14 protein-coding genes and 1 other RNA gene are annotated in these 13,849 nt (G+C 71.8%); 10 read left to right on the forward strand and 5 right to left on the reverse strand.

What is annotated here, in order from left to right; translation table 11 throughout:
• Positions 1-151 precede the first annotated feature (151 nt).
• Both J3R08_RS04770 and J3R08_RS04775 read right to left on the reverse strand, forming a co-directional pair.
• Positions 152-730 carry an Rv3235 family protein gene (locus tag J3R08_RS04770; protein WP_043326379.1) on the reverse strand — a complete coding sequence of 193 codons (579 nt, stop codon included), beginning with the start codon at positions 728-730 and terminating at the stop codon, positions 152-154.
• A gap of 95 nt (positions 731-825) precedes the next feature.
• Positions 826-1,053 carry a helix-turn-helix domain-containing protein gene (locus J3R08_RS04775; protein ID WP_030501414.1) on the reverse strand — a complete coding sequence of 76 codons (228 nt, stop codon included), beginning with the start codon at positions 1,051-1,053 and terminating at the stop codon, positions 826-828.
• Positions 1,054-1,248: 195 nt separating this feature from the next.
• On the opposite strand from J3R08_RS04775, the gene J3R08_RS04780 reads away from it, so the two are divergent.
• Complete coding sequence (locus tag J3R08_RS04780) at positions 1,249-1,758, forward strand: hypothetical protein (RefSeq protein ID WP_043326377.1); 510 nt, start codon at positions 1,249-1,251, stop codon at positions 1,756-1,758.
• Positions 1,759-1,767: 9 nt separating this feature from the next.
• Here the strand turns inward: J3R08_RS04780 and J3R08_RS04785 are convergent, their stop codons facing one another.
• Positions 1,768-2,886 carry a hypothetical protein gene (locus J3R08_RS04785; protein WP_209960148.1) on the reverse strand — a complete coding sequence of 373 codons (1,119 nt, stop codon included), beginning with the start codon at positions 2,884-2,886 and terminating at the stop codon, positions 1,768-1,770.
• Between the two features lie 568 nt (positions 2,887-3,454).
• Here J3R08_RS04785 and pruA point away from each other — a divergent pair.
• The 9 genes from pruA to J3R08_RS04830 all read left to right on the forward strand — a co-directional run bounded on the left by pruA (position 3,455) and on the right by J3R08_RS04830 (position 11,314).
• Positions 3,455-5,083 carry an L-glutamate gamma-semialdehyde dehydrogenase gene (gene pruA, locus J3R08_RS04790; RefSeq protein ID WP_064447768.1) on the forward strand — a complete coding sequence of 543 codons (1,629 nt, stop codon included), beginning with the start codon at positions 3,455-3,457 and terminating at the stop codon, positions 5,081-5,083.
• A 134-nt stretch (positions 5,084-5,217) separates the two neighbouring features.
• Complete coding sequence (locus J3R08_RS04795; RefSeq protein ID WP_043326375.1) at positions 5,218-5,733, forward strand: PadR family transcriptional regulator; 516 nt, start codon at positions 5,218-5,220, stop codon at positions 5,731-5,733.
• Positions 5,734-5,778: 45 nt separating this feature from the next.
• Positions 5,779-6,900: a peptide chain release factor 2 gene (gene prfB / locus J3R08_RS04800; protein WP_043326373.1), complete on the forward strand. Its 1,122-nt coding sequence runs from the start codon at positions 5,779-5,781 to the stop codon at positions 6,898-6,900.
• 118 nt (positions 6,901-7,018) lie between these two features.
• Positions 7,019-7,699 carry a cell division ATP-binding protein FtsE gene (gene ftsE / locus J3R08_RS04805; protein WP_013284225.1) on the forward strand — a complete coding sequence of 227 codons (681 nt, stop codon included), beginning with the start codon at positions 7,019-7,021 and terminating at the stop codon, positions 7,697-7,699.
• A 65-nt stretch (positions 7,700-7,764) separates the two neighbouring features.
• Entirely contained in the window at positions 7,765-8,640 is an 876-nt protein-coding gene (gene ftsX, locus J3R08_RS04810) for a permease-like cell division protein FtsX (RefSeq protein ID WP_030501420.1), read from the forward strand.
• Positions 8,641-8,771: 131 nt separating this feature from the next.
• Positions 8,772-9,251 carry an SsrA-binding protein SmpB gene (smpB, locus tag J3R08_RS04815; RefSeq protein ID WP_030501421.1) on the forward strand — a complete coding sequence of 160 codons (480 nt, stop codon included), beginning with the start codon at positions 8,772-8,774 and terminating at the stop codon, positions 9,249-9,251.
• A 103-nt stretch (positions 9,252-9,354) separates the two neighbouring features.
• Positions 9,355-9,730, forward strand: a transfer-messenger RNA (tmRNA) gene (ssrA, locus tag J3R08_RS04820).
• 175 nt (positions 9,731-9,905) lie between these two features.
• Complete coding sequence (locus J3R08_RS04825) at positions 9,906-10,328, forward strand: hypothetical protein (protein WP_209960150.1); 423 nt, start codon at positions 9,906-9,908, stop codon at positions 10,326-10,328.
• A 41-nt stretch (positions 10,329-10,369) separates the two neighbouring features.
• Entirely contained in the window at positions 10,370-11,314 is a 945-nt protein-coding gene (locus J3R08_RS04830; protein ID WP_043326369.1) for a hypothetical protein, read from the forward strand.
• Between the two features lie 3 nt (positions 11,315-11,317).
• Here J3R08_RS04830 and mdlC read toward each other — a convergent pair whose 3' ends face one another.
• A complete protein-coding gene (gene mdlC, locus J3R08_RS04835) occupies positions 11,318-12,910 on the reverse strand; it encodes a benzoylformate decarboxylase (protein WP_209960152.1) in 1,593 nt (530 codons plus the stop codon).
• A gap of 109 nt (positions 12,911-13,019) precedes the next feature.
• Positions 13,020-13,820, reverse strand: coding sequence for an S-methyl-5'-thioadenosine phosphorylase (locus tag J3R08_RS04840; RefSeq protein ID WP_064447741.1), 801 nt, complete (start codon positions 13,818-13,820; stop codon positions 13,020-13,022).
• Positions 13,821-13,849 lie beyond the last annotated feature (29 nt).

Genomic DNA, 13,849 nt, shown 5'->3' on the forward strand with positions numbered 1-13,849 from the left:
GGCCCTCGCTCTCTCCCGCGATCTTGCAGTTCCGGCCCTCATCATGCCCGATTTATGCCGTTATCTACGGGACGGAAGTGCAAGATCGGCGCCGGTGGAGGCGCGGGTGGCCGCGGCGCGGTCGAGCCGGGTCGGGGGGCCACGACCGGGCTCAGAGGACGTCCAGGACGAGGCACAGCCAGGTGCCTCGGCGGCGTTCCAGGCGTATCGCAACGGCCCAGCTCGTGCCTCCGACGCCGGCGAACACGGCGGTAGCCTCGACCGCGCCCGCGCGGGGCTCGCAGACCCGCAGACGCCGCAGGAGCAGAGTCGGCCGGGCGGTACGGCGGCGGACCGGGGTCACCCGGCGGGCTGCTCGGGTCAGCTCGGCCGCGACCGGGCCGGCCGACTCGGGCACGCAGAGCGGCCGGAGCTGGCCGGGCGGCCGGAAGCCGTTGACGATCTCCAGGAAGGTGCGGACGAACCGGTGTGCGGCCCGCGTTCCCTCGGGTGCGGCGGACGCGAGGGCTGACGCGGGGGTGCCGGTCCAGCGTGGCCAGGCGGGTGCCGGGTCCGGGGCGCGGCCGGCGGGGCGTGCGGCGGCACCGCGGCGCGGATCGCTCAGGTCGAGGGTGAGCTGCCCGACGGGACTCCACAGCGGCTCCTCGTCGACGCACGGCGGGTCGAGTGGCGGGGCGGGCCGGAGACGGACCGGCGGGCGGGGTGCGCGGGGACGGCGGGTGTCGACCATCTCGAATCCTTGCGTTTGCCTTCGTTTGCCTCCGACAGGGCTTCATCTTCCCGGAATGGCGTCACCGGCGTCAATGGCCGACGGTCCTCGGGTGGTCACTCCTCGTCGCGCTCACCGAGCGGGTTCCCGCGTACCCACTCCGCCGTCTCGGCGTACTTCCGCTCGATGTATTCCTCCAGCCGGGAGCGCTCGACCCGCCACTGCCCCCGACCGCCGATCTTGATCGCCGGCAGCTCGCCACTGCGAACCATGTGGTAGACCTGCGAGTCCGAGACGTTCAGCTCGGCGGCGACGTCGGACAGCAGCAGGAACCTCGACTCCACGGTGACTCCCGGGGTTGGCTTCGTTTGCCTTAGTTTGCCATCACCGGCTGACATCGCCCCATGCCCGTTCGCCTGACACACCGGCGGGAGACTTCACCCGCGCGGATGCCGGGTGTATGACGGTCCTGGCGTACGGCATGATCGGCGCCCGGAGCCGGCGTCCGCCGGTGAGTGGCCTGAATGCGGGAGTGACCGGTGACCGACGAGCTTGTCCGGGTGTACCTGCCGGCGACCGTACCCATGCTCGCCCGGCTGCGCGAGGAGGGGCTGACCGCCGAGGCGGCGCACGCGGTCACCCCGGAACTGCGCGAGTGGTACGCCGAGGGCGACGAGGAGGAACTGGAGTACGTGGCCTTCACCCGGGCCGCCCAGGACGCGCTGTTCCTGCTCCGGAGCGACCCCGCCGCGCCCCGGCGACGGGTTGTCGTCTCGGCCGACCTGCCCGCCCGGGCGGTCGGACGGGTCGGCGGCGAGCTGGGGTCCAGCGTGGTCCGGCCGGCCGGACCGGTGCCGGTGAAGTCGGTCGCCGCGCTGCACGTCGACGGCGCGGAGGCGGTCGAGGACGTGGCCGCCGCCGTCGAGGTGGTGGCCGAGGCCCAGGCCGGGGACCCGGACGCCCAGTTCACCGTCGACGGCGCCGAGGACCACGAACTGGAGTGGTACGACGTGACCGAGCTGGACCTGCTGCTGCGCGAGGCCGGCTGAGCCGGCGGCTCAGGACGCCGCCGGCTCGTCCGTCTCGTCCTCGACCGGGCGGGGGCCGAGCGTGCGGCCGAACACGATGAGCGTGGTCAGCGCGCCCACGAAGAGCACCCAGATCCCGTTGTCCACCCGCGAGGTGCCGAGCGCGGTCTGCGCGACCTCGTCGGCCTCGCTGAGCGCGGCGGCCAGGTCGAGCAGCCCGCGGCCGCCGATCCGGATGATCACCTCGGTGAGCAGCAGGAGCAGGCCCGCGCCCGCGCCGGCCACCAGGTAGGCCGGCCAGCGCAGCGGCGACGCCACGCCGTCGCGGCGCTCCGCCCGGCGGCGGGACCAGGTCAGATAGAGGTACGCGGCGAGGCCGGCGAGCAGGCCGGCGAGCAGCGATTCGGTACGCGAGACCCACTTGGCGGCGTCGAGCACCGACTGCTGGGTCTCCCCGGCGCCGAACAGGTCGGACAGCGGGTCCCGGGCGCGGCTGAACAGCACCACGAAGATCTGCGCGGTGAGCGTCGCAGCGGTGATCGCACCCACCACCCGGGCCTGACGCGCGCCCGCCATCGCGCCGCCGATGATCGCGGCTGCCGCCGTGGTCCCGGCGATCGTGTTCGTGGTGGCGTTGTCGGCGTACGTCAGGTTGATCGCCACCGCGGCGAGCAGCCCGACCACCAGGCCGGTCCCGACGGCGGCCAGGAACCGCAGCGTGGCCCGGCCGAGCCGGTTGGTCGCGGCCAGGGCGACGGTGGCGCCGGTGACCAGCGCCGCGGTGATGACGCCGGGCAGCGCGTACGCGGAGAGGCTGATCGCGGTCACGCCGGCCGCGGTCGAGTGGATCGCCTCGCGGGTCGACCAGAGCATGGCGGCCAGCCATCCGAGCGAGAGCAGGGCGAGTACGAGCGCGCCCGGGGCGAACTCCGGCCGACCGCCGGTGACAGTCCCCTCGTCCGGATGCGCGGGTCCGGCTGCGTTCTCGCCCGACGGTGTCTCTCCCGCCGGTGTCTCGGCCAACGGTGCCTCTCCCGAGGACGCCTTGACGGAGGACGTCTCGACGGTGGCCCCGTCGCCCGTGGTCGGCCCGACGGTCTCGGGCTGATCCGTCTCCGCGGCCGTGGAGCTGCCGGGCTGGTTGCTCATCGTCTTCCCTTCGACGGTCGCCGGATCCCCGAGCCGGGCCGGGCAGGTCACCGGTCATCCAGCGTACGCGGCGCATCACCACTCCTCGGGCGGGCCGTGTGCCGTGTGCGCGTTGATCGACTGCAGTACGGCGATGTGGTGGCATCCCGAGGGCCCGGATACCGCCATTTCCCGAGGTGGAGTGGATCAGTGGCCGATAACCGCCAGCCGGGCGGGCCGTGTGGTGCCGTTGGTCGACTCCAGCTCGGGGAGGTGCCACCCGGAGGCCCGGAACGCCGCCACCCCCGAGGGTGGGCTGGATCAACGGTCGAGTAAGCGCCGACGAATCGTCGACCAACTGGGGTGCGATCCGATGTTTCGTCGGATCCGGGCGGGTTGGGGCCGACGGTCCGGAGATGAACCGGCCGTCCGGTGTGCCAGGGAGGCGCGCCCGGCGAGGGCTTGTCGTGACAGAATCGGGGCCAGGTCCCGCCGCCGCCCACCCCGCGGCGCCCCGGTGTCCGGCCGCCCGGCCGGCGCCCGCGGGTCCGGTTTCGCCGTCGCCGTCGAGATCGCCAGGAGCCTGTTGATGGACGCCGTGTTCTCCGTACCCGAGCCGCTCAACGAGCCGGTCCACTCCTACGAGCCCGGCAGCGCCGACCGGGAACGGCTCCAGCGGCGGCTGGCCGAACTGGCCGCCGAGCGGATCGAGCTGCCCATGACGATCGCCGGTGAGCGGCGGATGGCCGGCGGCGCGTCGATCGACGTGGTGCAGCCGCACAAGCACGCCCACGTTCTCGGCGTCACCGGGCACGCCACCCACGACGACGCCCGCGCCGCGGTGCAGGCCGCCAAGGACGCCGCGCCGATGTGGCGCGCGCTGCCGTTCGAGGAGCGGGCCGCGATCTTCCTGCGCGCCGCCGACCTGCTGGCCGGCCCCTGGCGGGACACGCTCAACGCGGCCACCATGCTCGGCCAGTCCAAGACCGCCGTGCAGGCCGAGATCGACTCGGCGTGCGAGCTGATCGACTTCCTGCGCTTCAACGTGCACTTCGCCCGGCGGCTCCTGGCCGAGCAGCCGCTGTCCTCGCCCGGGGTCTGGAACCGCCTCGACCACCGGCCGCTGGAGGGCTTCGTCTACGCGATCACCCCGTTCAACTTCACCGCGATCGCCGGCAACCTGCCGTCCGCGCCGGCCATGCTCGGCAACACGGTGGTCTGGAAGCCGTCCCCGACGCAGCAGTTCGCGGCGCACTTCACCATGCGCCTGTTCGAGGCCGCCGGCCTGCCGCCCGGCGTGATCAACATGGTCACCGGCCGCGGCGAGGAGGTCTCCGAGGTGGTGCTCGCCGACCCGGACCTGGCCGGCATCCACTTCACCGGCTCGACGAAGGTGTTCCAGCACCTGTGGAAGACCGTCGGCGACAACATCGCCCGCTACCGCGGTTACCCCCGCCTGGTCGGCGAGACCGGCGGCAAGGACTTCGTGGTCGCGCACACCAGCGCCGACGTGGACGCGCTGCACACCGCGCTGATCCGGGGCGCCTACGAGTACCAGGGGCAGAAGTGCTCGGCTGCCTCGCGCGCGTACGTCCCGCGGTCGATCTGGGAGGGCGGGCTGCGCGACCGGCTCGCCGCCACCGCGGACTCGCTGACCTACGGCGACGTGACCGACTTCAGCAACTTCGGTGGCGCGGTGATCGACGACAAGGCGTTCGGCCGGCACACCGCCGCGCTGGAGCTGATCAAGGGTGACGACTCCTGCCGCATCCTGGCCGGCGGCACCGCCGACGACTCGGTCGGCTACTTCGTCCGGCCGACGCTGTTCGAGTGCTCCGACGCGGCGCACGAGACGTTCACCACCGAGTACTTCGGGCCGATCCTCGGCGTGCACGTCTTCGACGACGCCCGCTTCGACGAGGTGGTCACCCAGGCCGAGTCGATCGCGCCGTACGCGCTGACCGGGTCGATCTTCGCGACCGACCGCCGGGTGGTCGACCAGGTGGCGGAGAAGATGCGGTACGCGGCCGGCAACTTCTACATCAACGACAAGCCGACCGGCGCGGTGGTCGGGCAGCAGCCGTTCGGCGGCGCCCGGGCCAGCGGCACCAACGACAAGGCGGGTTCCTGGCACAACCTGGTCCGCTGGATGTCGCCTCGGACGATCAAGGAGACGTTCGTTCCGCCGACCGATCACACCTACCCGCACATGGGCTGAGACGCTCGAAGAGGGCCCGTCCCGGCCGGGACGGGCCCTCTTCCTCATCCGACAGTGCACATCGGACCGGTCCGCGGGTGCCGAAATAGGCAAATCCTGGACGCCAGAGCCGACAAAGTGGCAGCTTAGAGGGCATGGCGGATTCCGGAGTCAACCCGACGGCGGCAGCTTTGCTCGGCCTGCTGCACGACGGCCCGATGACTGGCGGCCAGTTGATGGCCGCGGCTGAGCGCCGGCTGGCGCCGTACTGGTCGATGACCCGCAGTCAGGTCTACCGGGAGCTACCGGTCCTGGCCGAGAAGGGTCTGGTGCGTCTCGGCAAGCCCGGGCCGCGCATGAGTCAGCCGTACGCGCTGACAGCTGCCGGTAAACGGACATTCTCCCGCTGGCTGGCGGAGAATCCCGGCAAGGACACCATCCGTAACCCGATAGCGCTACGGATGGCGTTCGGCAACCTGCACTCGGCGAGCCAGCTCAAGAACCTCTACGCGACGGCGAACGAGTACCACACCGAGGCGCTGGCGGCGGTGCGGGAGCAGGTCAAGAACGCCAAGAAGGAAGGCGAGAGCTACGACGCCAGCGCGCTGGAGTTCGCCGTCGCCTACCACAAAGCGGCGCTGTCCTGGCTCAAGACCGCGCCGGTCGGCTGACCACCTGCAGCAGGTTGAGGGAACGACGCAGTAGTCTTGTCTGTCGTGACCGCTGCCGATTACGCCGAACAGCTCAAGGAACTCGACGCCACGCTGCGCAACATCGAGGCCGTGCTCGACCTCGACAAGCTGCGCGAGCAGAAGGCACGGCTGGAGCAGGAGGCCTCCGCGCCCGACCTCTGGGACGACCAGGCCAAGGCGCAGCAGGTGACGTCGCAGCTGTCGTACGTCAACGGCGAGATCACCAAGCTCGGCGACCTGCGCTCCCGGCTCGACGACGCCGGGGTGCTGCTGGAGCTGGCCCAGGCGGAGGACGACCCGGGCGCGCTGACCGAGGTCGAGTCGGAGATCGCCGGGCTGACCAAGGCCATCCAGGAGATGGAGGTCCGCACGCTGCTCTCCGGCGAGTACGACTCGCGGGAGGCGCTGGTGGCGATCCGGGCCGGGGCCGGCGGCGTGGACGCCGCGGACTTCGCCGAGATGCTGCTGCGGATGTACCTGCGCTGGGCCGAGCGGCACGGCTACCCGACCGAGGTCTACGAGACCTCGTACGCCGAGGAGGCGGGCCTGAAGTCGGCCACCTTCACGGTGAAGGTGCCGTACGCCTACGGCACGCTCAGCGTGGAGTCCGGCACGCACCGGCTGGTGCGGATCAGCCCGTTCGACAACCAGGGCCGCCGGCAGACCAGCTTCGCCGGCGTCGAGGTGCTGCCGGTCACCGAGCAGACCGACCACATCGACATCCCGGAGAACGAGGTCCGGGTGGACGTCTACCGGTCGTCCGGGCCGGGTGGGCAGAGCGTCAACACCACCGACTCGGCGGTGCGGCTGACCCACATCCCCACCGGCATCGTGGTGACCTGCCAGAACGAGAAGTCCCAGCTGCAGAACAAGGCCTCCGCGATGCGGGTGCTCCAGGCCCGGCTGCTGGAGCGCAAGCGGCAGGAGGAGGAGGAGAAGATGGCCGGCCTGAAGAGCGGCGGCACCAGCTCCTGGGGCGACCAGATGCGCTCGTACGTCCTGCACCCGTATCAGATGGTGAAGGATCTGCGTACCGAACAGGAGACGGGCAATCCGTCCTCGGTCTTCGACGGTGACCTGGACAGCTTCATCGAGGCCGGAATCCGCTGGCGGAAGCAGCAGCAGCTCAGCGCTGACGGTGCGTGATCACGTTCGGACTGAGCGCGTCATCGATCCCGTTCTGACCGGGTAAATCGATGACGCGCACCGCTTCGGCGGGCCTGGGGGCTTGGCTCTGCGGTTACACCGCGTAGACTACCGACCCGTGATTCAGCTTGAGCAAGTGACGAAGACGTACCCGAAGGCGTCCCGGCCTTCGCTCGACAACGTGTCCGTCTCGATCGAGAAGGGCGAGTTCGTCTTCTTCATCGGTCCATCCGGCTCCGGCAAGTCCACCATCATCAAGTTGCTGCTGCACGAGGTCACGCCCAACAAGGGTCGCGTCGTCGTCAACGGCAAGGACGTGACGTCGATGCGTTCCTGGAAGCGACCACACTTCCGGCGTTCCATCGGCTGCGTCTTCCAGGACTTCCGGCTGCTGCCGAACCGCACCGCGTACGAGAACGTGGCGTTCGCGCTGGAGGTGATCGGCAAGACGAAGGCGGTCGCCCGCCGGGTCGTGCCGGAGGTGCTGGAGCTGGTCGGTCTCGGTGGCAAGGAGCACCGCTACCCGCACGAGCTCTCCGGTGGTGAGCAGCAGCGTGTGGCGGTGGCCCGGGCGTTCGTCAACCGGCCACTGATCCTGCTGGCCGACGAGCCCACCGGAAACCTGGACCCGGACACCTCGATCGAGATCATGCGCCTGCTGGACCGGATCAACCGCACCGGCACGACCGTCGTGATGGTCACGCACGACTCCAACATCGTGAACCAGATGCGGCGCCGGGTGATCGAGATCGAGAGCGGCCGCATCGTGCGCGACCAGGCCCGCGGCGTCTACGGCTGAGCCGTACGACGTTCCGTAGACCCTGACGACGAACCCTCACGCCGGAGAGCCGGAGGAATATCCCGATGCGGATGAAGTACGTCCTGTCCGAAGTACTGGTCGGGCTGTGGCGCAACGTCACCATGACCATCGCCATGATCATCACAATGGCGGTGTCGCTGTTCATGCTGGGCGGCAGCGGCCTTCTGTACCAGAAGGTCGGCGACATGAAGGACCTCTACTACGAGAACGTCGAGGTCTCGATCTTCCTGAAGACCGACGCCACCAAGGAACAGGTCGACGCGCTGGGTCAGCAGCTCGACCAGGACCCGCTGGTCAAGGACTCGACGTACGTCAACAAGGACCAGGCGTACGAGCGCTTCCAGCAGATGTACGCCGACGCCCCGGACCTGGTCAGCGCGGTCAAGCCGGACCAGCTTCCCGAGTCGTACCGGGTGAAGCTCAACGACCCCGAGCAGTACAAGGCGATCTACGACAAGTACAAGACCGCCGAGGGCATCGACACGATCGTCGACCAGAGCAAGCTGCTCGACAAGGTCTTCGGCGTGCTCAGCGGCTTCCAGAACGGCGCGCTCGCGATCGCTATGGTGATGGCCGTCGCCGCCCTGCTGCTCGTCGCGAACACCATCCAGGTGGCCGCGTACAGCAAGCGGCGTGAAGTGGCGGTCATGAAGCTGGTCGGCGCGTCGAACTGGTTCATCCAGGCGCCGTTCGTGCTGGAGGCGGTGGTGGCCGGTCTGTTCGGCTCCATCCTCGGCCTGCTGGCGTTGATCGCGGTGAAGGTGCTCGCGGCCGGCAGTTCGATGGCGGCCCTGGAGGGTCTGATCACCCCGATCTCCTGGTCCGACATCTTCCTGACCTTCCCGCTGATGGCCGCCGTCGGTGGCGTGGTCAGCGCGGTCACCGCCTGGGTCACGCTCCGCTTCTACCTGCGGGTCTAGTCACCCGTCCGGCTCCGGCAAGGGCCCTCCCGCGCGGAATAAACCGCGCGGGAGGGCCCTTGTGGTTCCGGTAGCATGATCTTCGCTCGCCGGCCGGTGGCCGGCGACGGACCGGGAGGGAGGTGGCGCCGATGCCACGGGAAAAGGGTCGCAAGGTGGTCGCCTCCAACAAGAAGGCGCGCCACGACTACGCCATCCTCGACACGTACGAGGCGGGCATGGCGCTGACCGGCACCGAGGTGAAGTCGCTGCGGGCCGGGCGGGCGTCGCTCGTCGACGCGTTCGCCCAGGAGCGTGACGGCGAGATCTACCTGCACGCCATGCACATCCCGGAGTACGCCCAGGGCACCTGGACCAACCACGAGCCGCGGCGTACCCGCAAGCTGCTGCTCAACCGGATCGAGATCGACCGGCTGCTGGGCAAGCTCAAGGAGAGCGGCCTGACGCTGGTGCCGTTGCAGGTCTACTTCTCCGACGGCTGGGCCAAGGTGGAGATCGGCCTGGCCCGGGGTAAGAAGTCGTACGACAAGCGCCAGGACCTGGCCAAGCGGGACGCCGCCAAGGAGATCGCCCGGGCGGTCGGCCGGCGCGGCAAGGGCATGGCTGAGTGATACGTCCGGTTCGTCCGGCTGCCCGCGTCGGGCGGGCCTCGGGATGAATCTGGTTGCGCCAGGCGTTAGGCTTGGTGTGCTGCCGACAGGGGCAGCGCTTCGAGGGGGTGACTGGTTTCGACTTCGTACGCAGCGACAGGGGAAGCGAGCCGAGGAAGCCGACGTCGTCTCGAGAATCGGTCGTCGGAAACCAATAAGCGCCAAGAACAATCGCGCTGACTTCGCTCTCGCCGCCTGAGGCGAGTAGCAAGTCTGTCGGCCTGGGAGCGCCTTCGACCCAGTTAGCCGGCATCAGCTAGAAGGCTGGCCAATCGGACCCGGTCGCGGGGTCCGTGCGGCGAGATCAATCAGCGACTGGGCCCGTCACACCAACTTGCTCGCGTGAGCGGTGGGGCCGAGTAGAGGCACAGCGAGCTGCGCTCGGAGAAGCCCTGACAAACCGGCGAAGGACCCGGGTTCGATTCCCGGCACCTCCACCACACGGCCTGTGCGCCCTGGTCCACGAGGACCGGGGCGCACAGTCGTCTGAGGCCTCTGAGCCAGCCGGGGCAGATGGTGCCAATGCGGCAGATGAGGCGCGTCGCAGCGCTGGACAGCGCCGCGTACCGGGTCCACCATCGCCATACGGGTTCGCCCAGCAGCGGGAGGTGTCCCATGGTCACCAGTCCGATCCAGCCGCCGATCTCCGTGCTCCCCACCGCTCCCGGTGACCTGCGCGCCCTCGCCCGGGCCACCGGCGGTCCGCGCTGGCGGGAGCGCCTGCTCACCGACCTCGACCCGGTCCGGCGGGGCTTCACCGAACACGTCCGCGTCACCGAAGGGCCGGGAGGCCACTACGCCGACCTGGTGCGCGCCGCGCCGCGGCTGCACCGGGGCGTACGCCTGCTGGTCGCCGAGCACGCCGCGATCCTGGCGGCGCTGGCCGCGCTCCAGCACACGGTCCGGCTGCCCGGGGCGTCCGCCGCCCAGGTGCGGGCCCGCACCGTGGACCTGCTGCGCGCGCTCGACCGGCACCGGCGGCACGGTGCCGACCTGCTCTGGGAGGCGTACCAGGCCGACCTCGGCGGCGAGGACTGAGCCCGGGGGAACCGGCCGGGACGCGCCGGCGTCCAACCGGTATGCGTCGCGTGCTCGCCCTGCTCGGGATCTCGTTGCTGACCCTCTCCGCCTGCGCCACGCCCGGCGCCGCTCCCGTCCGGACGCCGCCCACCGGCCCGGACCAGCGGCCCGCGTTCACCGAGCGGGCCGAGGAGGTCGCCGCCGGCTGGCGACCCGGGCCGGGCTGGCGCGACGGGTACGTGCCGCTCCAGGACGCCACTGTGCTCACCGGCGACCCGGGCTTCACCGACGAGACGAAGGTGGCGTTCGGGGCGGGCTGGTACCGGGACCAGATCCCGATCCCGGCCGCCGTGCCGAAGGACGGCACGATCCGGTTCCCCGACGGCACGCTGCGGGTGCCGTTGGTCAGCGCCGCCGACGCGTACGCCCAGCTCCGCCAGGGCGACCCGCCGCCCTGCGACGGGCGCCCCGCCGCGCCCGACCCGGCACCGACCGGACGGCCCGGCCCGAACGACCCGGTGTCGACCTCGGCGCCGACGCCGTGCGTCCCGCTCACCGTGACCGAGGTACGGCTGGGCAGCGCGCCGGTGTGGACCAGCCGGGGCCGCGCCGACGCGCCCGCCTGGCTGTTCACCGTGGACGAGCTGGCCGTACCCGTGGCCCGGATCGCCGTCGCGCCGCGCGTGACCGGCCGGGCGCCCGGCGGCGCGGTGCCCACCCGGCCGCTCCCGGCCGGCCTGGTGTCCGCTCAGCAGTTGCGGGCGGTCGACGGCAACCGGATCGACTACGTGCTCGGCGTCGGCGCCTGCGACGGCCCGCCCACCCCGCTCGTGCTGGAACGGCCGGACGTGGTGGTGATCGGCGGCGCCGTGATCGCCTCCACCGGCGTCTGCACCGCGCAGCTCGTGCTGAAGCCGGTCAGCGTCACGCTCGACGCGCCGCTCGGCGGCCGGGCCGTGCTGGACGCCGCCAGCGGCGCCCCGCTGATCGTCCAGCCCGGCTGAGTCTCAGAGGATCCGTGGCACGTCGGTGCTGATCGGCACCGGCAGCACCGTCGGCCGGTCCGCGGCCAATGCGGCGTCGAGCGCGGTGCCGAGCCCGTCCAGCGTGGTCACCGCACCGGCGCAGCCGTAGCCGTGCGCCACCGCCGTCACGTCCAACCCGGGCAGATCCAGCGCCGGCACACCAGGGGTGTGCTTCAGCTCGGCGAACGCCTTCAGGATCGCGTACTGCTGGTTCACCGGAACCACGACGGCGAGCGGCAGGCGCAGCCGCGCCGCCGTCCACAACGCCTGGACCGAGTAGTGGAACGAGCCGTCGCCGACCACCGCGACCACCGGGCGGCCGCGCCCGGTGTCGCGTTCGGCGAGCGCCATGCCGACCGCCGCCGGCAGCCCGAAGCCGAGCCCGCCGCTGGCCATCGTCAGGTACGAGCGCGGCCGCTCGATCGGCAGCCGGCGGCGCAGCGCGGCCAGGTTGGACGGCGACTCCTGCACCAGCACCCCGTCCGCCGGCCACGCGGCGGCGAGCGCGGCGAACAACGCGTCGGCGCTGGGCGGGTCAGCCTGCTCCGGCGGGGCCGGCTGCGGGCGCGGTGACGGCGCGGGACGGTCGGTCGCCGGCAGCCGCTCGCACAGCGCGGCCATGGTCAGGCGGGCGTCGCCGAGCAGGCTGTCCCCGACCGGGGCGCGGGCCGCCTCGTCCGGGTCGTCTGTGACGTGCAGCAGCCGCGCGTCGCCGGGCAGGTAGTCGCCCGGCACGTGCGGGTAGTAGCGGAACACCGGCGCACCCACCACCAGCACCACGTCGTGGCCGCGCAACGCCTCCGACAGCGGCCCGATCGCGTACGGCAGCACGCCCCGGAAGTGCGGATGCCGCTCGGGGAACACGGCCCGCTCCGGGGCCGGGGCGGCCCAGACCGGGGCGGCCAGACGCTCGGCCAGCGCCACCGCGTCCGGCCAGGCGTCCGACCGGTCCACCGCCGCGCCGAGCACCAGCGCCGGGGCACGGGCGGCGGCCAGCGCGTCGGCGAAGCTCCGCAGCCGGTCCGGGTCCGGCGCGATCCGGGTGGCGACGGTACGCACCTGCGGCGGCGGGTCGGCCGGGCGGTCCCAGTCGTCCATCGGCACAGAGAGGAAGACCGGCCCGGCCGGTGGCTGCACCGCCGAGGCGTACGCCCGCATGAAGGCCGCCGGGATGTCCTGCGCGCGGGCCGGCTCGTGGGCCCACTTGACGTACGGCTGGGCCAGCTCGACCGCCCGGGGGCTGGCCAGGCGCGGCTCGATCAGCAGCATCTCGCGGGTCTGCTGGCCGGCGCTGACGATCAGCGGCGTCCGGTTGTGCCAGGCGGTGACCAGGTTGCCCATGCCGTTGCCGGTGCCCGGCGCGGTGTGCAGGTTGACGTGCGCGGGCCGGCCGGTGCCCTGGGCGTAGCCGTCGGCCATCGCGACCGCCGACGCCTCCTGCAGCGCGTGCACGTAGTGGAAGTCGGCCGGGAACTCCTGCAGGAACGGCTCCTCGGTCGAGCCCGGGTTGCCGAAGACCGTGGTCAGCCCGAGCGCGCGCAGCAGGTCGTAGGTCGCCTCCCGCACCGTCGCCATCGCCGGCTGCCTCCGTCCTCCACGCGGATGCCGGAGACGGCCCGGTGCCCGGTCCCCCGACCAGCCGAATCTATCGGGCCGAGGCCGACTTTTCGGGCGCTTCCCGCGCTCAGGGCAGCGGGAACGGCAGCTTGATCCCGTCCAGCGCGTGCCCGCACCCGCACTCCCGCTCGGCGGGCAGCGCCGCCACGGCGTCCAGCAGCAGCCCGCGCAGCCGGTCGGTGTTCTCCGCGAAGACCCGGAACACCTCCTCGTGGGTGACCGACTCGCCCGCCTCGACGCCCGCGTCCAGGTCCGTCACCAGCGCGATCGACGTGTAGCAGAGCGCCAGCTCACGGGCCAGCACCGCCTCCGGGTGGCCGGTCATGTTGACGATCGTGCCGCCCATCGAGGCGAACCAGCGCGACTCCGCCCGGGTCGAGAAGCGCGGACCCTCGACCACCACGACGGTCCCGCCGTCCACCGCCGGCACGCCCCGCCCGGCCGCCGTGTCCAGCAGCGTGCGCCGTCCCACCGGGCAGTACGGATCGGCGAACGACACGTGCACCGCGCCCCGGTCGTAGTACGTCTGCACGCGCCCGCTGGTGCGGTCGATCAACTGGTCCGGCACCACGAACGTGCCCGGACCCAGCTCCGGCCGCAGGCCGCCCACCGCGCAGGGCGCCAGCACCTGGCGTACGCCCAGCGACCGCAGCGCCCACAGGTTCGCCCGGTAGGGGATCAGGTGCGGCGGGTAGCGGTGATCACGCCCGTGGCGGGGCAGGAACGCCACCCGGCGACCGCCCACCTCGGCGACGGTGATCGGGCCCGACGGCTCGCCGTACGGGGTGTCCACCACGTGCTCCACCCCGTCGAGCAGGGCGTAGAGACCCGACCCGCCGATCACCGCCAGTTCGGCCTGCGCCGCCATCCGACCCTCCCTCGATCCGTCGTGATCAC

This window comes from Micromonospora sp. HB375 (assembly GCF_017872985.1).
GTDB classification, from domain to species: domain Bacteria; phylum Actinomycetota; class Actinomycetes; order Mycobacteriales; family Micromonosporaceae; genus Micromonospora; species Micromonospora chalcea.

What these genes read in the sequence shown, in the direction of transcription:
- J3R08_RS04770 (WP_043326379.1), bottom strand. Translation starts at nt 730, where the DNA reads ATGGTCGACACCCGCCGTCCCCGCGCACCCCGCCCGCCGGTCCGTCTC.
- J3R08_RS04785 (WP_209960148.1), bottom strand. Translation starts at nt 2,886, where the DNA reads ATGAGCAACCAGCCCGGCAGCTCCACGGCCGCGGAGACGGATCAGCCC.
- pruA (WP_064447768.1), top strand. Translation starts at nt 3,455, where the DNA reads ATGGACGCCGTGTTCTCCGTACCCGAGCCGCTCAACGAGCCGGTCCAC.
- J3R08_RS04795 (WP_043326375.1), top strand. Translation starts at nt 5,218, where the DNA reads ATGGCGGATTCCGGAGTCAACCCGACGGCGGCAGCTTTGCTCGGCCTG.
- ftsX (WP_030501420.1), top strand. Translation starts at nt 7,765, where the DNA reads ATGCGGATGAAGTACGTCCTGTCCGAAGTACTGGTCGGGCTGTGGCGC.
- smpB (WP_030501421.1), top strand. Translation starts at nt 8,772, where the DNA reads ATGCCACGGGAAAAGGGTCGCAAGGTGGTCGCCTCCAACAAGAAGGCG.
- J3R08_RS04825 (WP_209960150.1), top strand. Translation starts at nt 9,906, where the DNA reads ATGGTCACCAGTCCGATCCAGCCGCCGATCTCCGTGCTCCCCACCGCT.
- J3R08_RS04830 (WP_043326369.1), top strand. Translation starts at nt 10,370, where the DNA reads ATGCGTCGCGTGCTCGCCCTGCTCGGGATCTCGTTGCTGACCCTCTCC.
- mdlC (WP_209960152.1), bottom strand. Translation starts at nt 12,910, where the DNA reads ATGGCGACGGTGCGGGAGGCGACCTACGACCTGCTGCGCGCGCTCGGG.
- J3R08_RS04840 (WP_064447741.1), bottom strand. Translation starts at nt 13,820, where the DNA reads ATGGCGGCGCAGGCCGAACTGGCGGTGATCGGCGGGTCGGGTCTCTAC.